The 5,066-nt window shown below is 71.5% G+C and carries 5 protein-coding genes, 1 tRNA gene and 1 other RNA gene; 5 read left to right on the forward strand and 2 right to left on the reverse strand.

Going from position 1 to position 5,066, the window contains the following annotated elements; genetic code table 11:
• The 5 genes from ESO86_RS11325 to ESO86_RS11345 all read left to right on the forward strand — a co-directional run.
• The coding region (locus ESO86_RS11325; RefSeq protein WP_340638849.1) for an NAD-dependent epimerase/dehydratase family protein at positions 1 to 1,039 on the forward strand (1,039 nt) is incomplete at its 5' end.
• A 6-nt stretch (positions 1,040 to 1,045) separates the two neighbouring features.
• Positions 1,046 to 1,142, forward strand: an RNA gene (gene ffs / locus ESO86_RS11330) — signal recognition particle sRNA small type.
• A tRNA-Ser gene (locus tag ESO86_RS11335) sits at positions 1,140 to 1,227 on the forward strand. Before ffs ends, ESO86_RS11335 begins: the two co-directional genes overlap by 3 nt.
• A gap of 150 nt (positions 1,228 to 1,377) precedes the next feature.
• Positions 1,378 to 1,959, forward strand: coding sequence for a hypothetical protein (locus ESO86_RS11340; RefSeq protein WP_129235079.1), 582 nt, complete (start codon positions 1,378 to 1,380; stop codon positions 1,957 to 1,959).
• Between the two features lie 172 nt (positions 1,960 to 2,131).
• Entirely contained in the window at positions 2,132 to 2,659 is a 528-nt protein-coding gene (locus ESO86_RS11345; RefSeq protein WP_129235081.1) for a hypothetical protein, read from the forward strand.
• 63 nt (positions 2,660 to 2,722) lie between these two features.
• Here ESO86_RS11345 and ESO86_RS11350 read toward each other — a convergent pair whose 3' ends face one another.
• Entirely contained in the window at positions 2,723 to 3,361 is a 639-nt protein-coding gene (locus ESO86_RS11350) for a GNAT family N-acetyltransferase (protein WP_129235082.1), read from the reverse strand.
• Positions 3,358 to 5,066 (reverse strand): helicase HerA-like domain-containing protein (locus tag ESO86_RS11355; protein WP_207207102.1); only part of this gene is annotated, 1,709 nt, incomplete at its 5' end. The genes ESO86_RS11350 and ESO86_RS11355, both read right to left, overlap by 4 nt.

Raw genomic sequence — 5,066 nt, forward strand, 5'->3', positions numbered from 1 at the left:
CGGCCGACGCCGGTGCGGGCACCCCCGACGCGCCGGACGCCGCCTCCGGCTCGGCGGCGGCATCGGGAGCGTCGTCGTGAACCGCCGCATCCTCGTCACGGGCGGCAGCGGCTTCCTCGGCTCGAACGCGGTCCGCGCCCTGGCGTGGGACCCCGAGGTCGAGCTCGTCGTCTCGGGCGACGTGCGTCCGCCCGCGGCATCCGTCCCCGACGGGGTGGTCGTCGAGGCGTGCGACGTGACGGATGCCGCGGGCGTCGCCGCCGTCGTGGAGCGCCACGCGATCGACACGATCGTGCACCTCGCCGCGATCGTGAACCCGGGCGGGCTCAGCGAGGACGTGGAGTACCTCGTCGACGTGGAGGGCACGCGCAACGTGCTCGACGCCGCCGTCGCCCACGGCGTGCGCCGGATCGTGGTGTCCTCCTCGGGCGCCGCGTACGGCTACCACGCCGACAACCCCGAGTGGCTCACCGAGGACGACCCGATCCGCGGCAACCAGGAGTTCAGCTACTCCCGGCACAAGCGACTCGTCGAGGAGATGCTCGCCGACTACCGCACGCGCCACCCCGAGCTCGGACAGGTCGTGCTGCGCATCGGCACCATCCTCGGACCGACGGTCGCGAACCAGATCACGGCGCTGTGGGAGGCGAAGCGCGTCCTGCGGGTCGCCGGCTCGGAGAGCCCGTTCGTGTTCGTGTGGGTCGACGACGTCGTCGGCGCCATCGTGCGGGGAGCGACCGGAGAGGTCACCGGCGCCTTCAACGTCGCCGGCGACGGTCGCGTGACCGTCACCGAGATCGCGGCCGCGCTCGGCAAGCCGACCGTGACCGTCTCGCCGAGGCTCCTCACCGCGGCGCTGCGCGTCGGACGCGCGCTTCGACTCACGGTGCACGGTCCCGAACGGGTCGGCTTCCTCCGCTACCGGCCGGTCCTCGACAACACGCGCCTGAAGCGCGTGCTCGGCTACTCGCCCGAGCGGACCAGCCGCGAGGCGTTCGAGGAGTACCTCGCGGTTCGACGCACGCGTTCGCTCGGGTAGACTGTCCGAGGCTCCTCACGTGGCGCCATCCAGGCCAACTCCCCCAGGGCGGAAACGCAGCAAGGGTAACCGGGCTCTGGCGGGTGCGTGAGGGGTCCCAGGAGGATTCGCCTAGTGGCCTATGGCGCACGCTTGGAAAGCGTGTTGGGTGAAAGCCCTCGGGGGTTCGAATCCCCCATCCTCCGCCACCGAACCCCCGGTCCGACGACCGGGGGTTCTGTCGTATACCCCCGAACGGGAGTGGCCGCACGGCTGGGGAAACGGGATGATGCCCCCAACCCGGACTCCGCTGCGCGATGACGCACGGCGTGCATCGCGCGCCTCGGGAAGGGGAATCCGTGTCCGCATCCTCCAAGCTCCACCGTCGCGGCCTGATCGCCGCCGCCGCTGCTGCCGCGCTCGCGGCATCCGTCCTCGCCGCTCCGTCGGCGATGGCGCGCCCGCTCGAGAACATCCGCGTCGTCGAGGAGGACTCGTTCACCGACGACGACTTCTGCGGCGCGGGAATCACGGTCGAGGTCGAGTTCATCAGCGAGATCCACATCCTCTTCAATTCGCGCAAGCCGGGGACGGCCCCGTACTTCCTGGCCAACACCGAGCTCACCGGCACGTACACGGGTCCGGGAGGGACGGTCACGGAGCTGAGCAAGACGGTCGACAAGGATCTCGCGATCACCGACAACGGTGACGGGACGATGACGATCCTCGTGCTCGCAACCGGAAGCGCCAACGTCTTCGACGAGTCGGGCAAGGCCATCGCACGCAATCCCGGCCAGGTCCGGTACGAGCTGCTGATCGACTACGGCGACGACATCGCCGACCCGTCCGACGACGAGTTCCTGGCGTTCCTCGGCGTCGTGAAGGGTTCGACCGGTCGGACCGACGACTTCTGCGAGGCGGTCCTCCCGGCCGTGTCCTGAGCGAGGATCCGAGCACGGCCGTCGCGCCGAGCGCAAGTCCCCCTTAATGCCGAATGGCGCCCGCCGTCGCATCGGCGGAACATGGACTCCGATGTCAGTGGCAACGGTGAGAACGGGATACGGGGACGCAGGGGACTCCCGCACCGGCCAGGCAGGGGGCAGGGGTCTCAGGGTGCTCACCCTGAGACCCCGTCGCTCCCTGACGAGGGCCGTCGGGCTTCCGGTGATCGCCCTGCTGGTACCCGTGCTCCTCACCGTCGCCTGGCTCGTCTCCCCGCTCGGGAGCGCCGCGGTGGGCCTCACCGCAGCGGTGGTCGTCGTCCTCGCGGCACTCGGCGTCGCCGCGTACATCGGCTACCAGCGCACCGAGGTCGTGGTCAGTCCGCACGGCATCGTCGAGCGCGGGTTCCTCGGTCGCATCCACAGCGTCGCGCGCCGCGACATGGCCGGCGTCCTCCGCCTCGAGACCTACCAGGGCGACACGCTCGAGACCGTTCGGCAGCTGTTCGTCGTCGACGCCACCGGCGCGTGCCTCTTCCGCATGCGAGGCACGTTCTGGGACGACCGATCGCTCGATGCGATCGCCGAGGTCCTCGACCTCGAGGAGATCGTGCGCACCGAGCCGGTGACGCTGGCCGAGCTCCGGGCGTCAGACCCCTGCCTGCTCTACTGGTTCGAGGGCCGCGGCCTTCGCGCCTGAGCCGCCGATCTCCGAGCCGACGCGACCCGAGCCCCCGCGACCGACGCCGATCCGCTTCGGCCCTCAGCCGGTCGCGATGCCGAAGCGCGGTGCGTCGGGCCGACTGGACGGCAGCTCGTGGAACCCGAGGCGCTCGTAGAACGCGCGTGCACCCACGTTCGCCGCGTCGATCCCGAGGTGGAGCGCGGGCACGCCGCGCTCCGCGAGCGCCGCCCGGAGCGTGTCGACCAGTCGGCGGCCGAGTCCACGGCCCTGCAGCTCGGGCAGCAGGTCGATGTGCAGGTGCGCGGGGTAGGCGTCGAGTTCCGGGATCCGCATGCGCTCGGCGTCACCGCCGTCGGCGACGAGCTGCGCCTCGGTGTACGCGGGTCGATGCGGGCTCGGCGGCGCGGCGACCGGATGCCGCTCACGGAACGCCGGCGCCCAGGCGCGGGCGTACCACGCGATGAAGTCCTGCGTGTCGGCGATGCCGAGCACGTAGCCGGCGACCCGGCCGTCGAACTCGACGACGTACGCGAGGTCGGGCTGGTACTCGACGTAGGGCAGCGCGTAGACCTCGGGCATGAGGGAGTCGTCCGAGTAGAGGCCCGTCGCGTCGCCGCCCGCGGCGGCCGTCCTCAGGCACACCTCGGCGACGGCGGCGCGATCGGCGGCACGATAGCGACGGATGACCGGCTCCCCTCCCGTTCCGGACCGGTTCACTTGCGCTTCGCCATGCCGAAGAGACCCGTCAGCACCTGCGTGATCACCTTCTGCGTGCTCTTCGAGCCGAGCACCTCCTCGAGCGCCGATCGCTGCCCGGTCCGCGAACGCGCCCGCGACGAGGTCTGCTTCATGAGCCGGTCGTACTCGGCCTGCGCCTTCTTCTCGGCCTTCTGGCGGTCGGCCTCGATCTTCGCCTGCATCTTCGCGTACTCGGCATCGGCCTTCGCCTGCGCCTCGGCGGCTTCGGCCGCGTCGGCCGCGGCCGCGGCATCCGCCATGCGCTTGGTCAGGAGTTCGTGCGCCGACTCGCGGTCGATCGCGGTGCCGTACTTCGCGGTGAGGGGGGATGCCGCGACGGCGGCCTCGATCGCGGCATCCTCGCTCGGCGCCATCGACGCCTGCGGGGCGCGCAGGCGCGTCCAGGCGACCGGGCTCGGGGCGCCCTTCTCGTTCATGACGGTGACGATCGCCTCGCCGGTGCCGAGCATCGTGAGCGTCTCCTCGAGGTCGTAGCCCGAGTTCGGGTACGTCGAGACGGTCGCGCGCAACGCCTTCGCATCGTCGGGCGTGAAGGCGCGCAGCTGGTGCTGCACGCGCGATCCGAGTTGGGCGAGCACGTCGCCCGGCACGTCCTTCGGGGTCTGCGTGACGAAGAAGACGCCGACGCCCTTCGAACGGATGAGCCGCACGGTCTGCACGACCTGCGCGAGGAACTCCTTCGAGGCGTCGCGGAAAAGCAGGTGCGCCTCGTCGAAGAAGAACACGAGCTTGGGCCGGTCGAGGTCGCCGACCTCGGGCAGGCCCCCGTAGAGGTCGGCGAGCAGCCACATGAGGAAGGTCGAGTAGAGGGCCGGCTTGTCGGCCACGCCCGGCACCTCGAGGAGGCTGATGACCCCTCGCCCGTCGGCGGCGATGCGCAGGAACTCGGCCGTGTCGATCTCGGGCTCGCCGAAGAACACGTCGGCGCCCTGGTCTGCGAACGTGATGAGCTCCCGCAGGATGACGCCGACCGTCGCCTTCGAGAGCCCGCCGAGCCCGTCGAGCTCGCCCTTGCCCTCGTCGCTCACGAGGTAGGCGAGCACCGCGCGCAGGTCGTCGAGGTCGAGGAGGGCGAGCCCGTTCCGGTTCGCGTAGTGGAAGACGAGCCCCAGGCTCGACTCCTGCGTCTCGTTGAGCCCGAGCACCTTGCCGAGCAGCAGGGGCCCGAAACCGGAGACGGTCGCGCGGATCGGCACGCCGCGACCGACTCCCCCGAGCGAGAAGAACTCGGTCGGGAAGCCGGCCGCCTCCCACGCCTGCCCGATGCCGTCGGTGCGCTTCAGGAGCTTCTCGCTGCTCGTGCCGGGCGTCGCGACCCCCGAGAGGTCGCCCTTGATGTCGGCCGCGAACACGGCGACGCCGGCCGCCGCGAGCTGCTCCGCGAGGAGCTGGAGGGTGCGGGTCTTCCCGGTCCCGGTCGCGCCGGCGACGAGCCCGTGCCGGTTGGTCATCGCGAGCGGGATGCGAACGGGCACGTCGGGCATCGCCTCGCCGTTCACGAGCGCACCCATCTCGAGCGCCGGGCCCTCGAAGGCGTACCCGGCGCGGATGCGGTCGACCTCGCCGGCGTCGAGCGGGCCCTCGTGCGCGGTCGGGGCGGATGCCGCCGGTGCAGACGGCGTCCCTGCCCCCGACGCGGCCGTCGTGGCATCCGTCGCCGCCT

It is taken from the genome of Agromyces binzhouensis (genome assembly GCF_004135055.1).
In the GTDB taxonomy this organism is placed as follows: Bacteria; Actinomycetota; Actinomycetes; order Actinomycetales; family Microbacteriaceae; genus Agromyces; species Agromyces binzhouensis.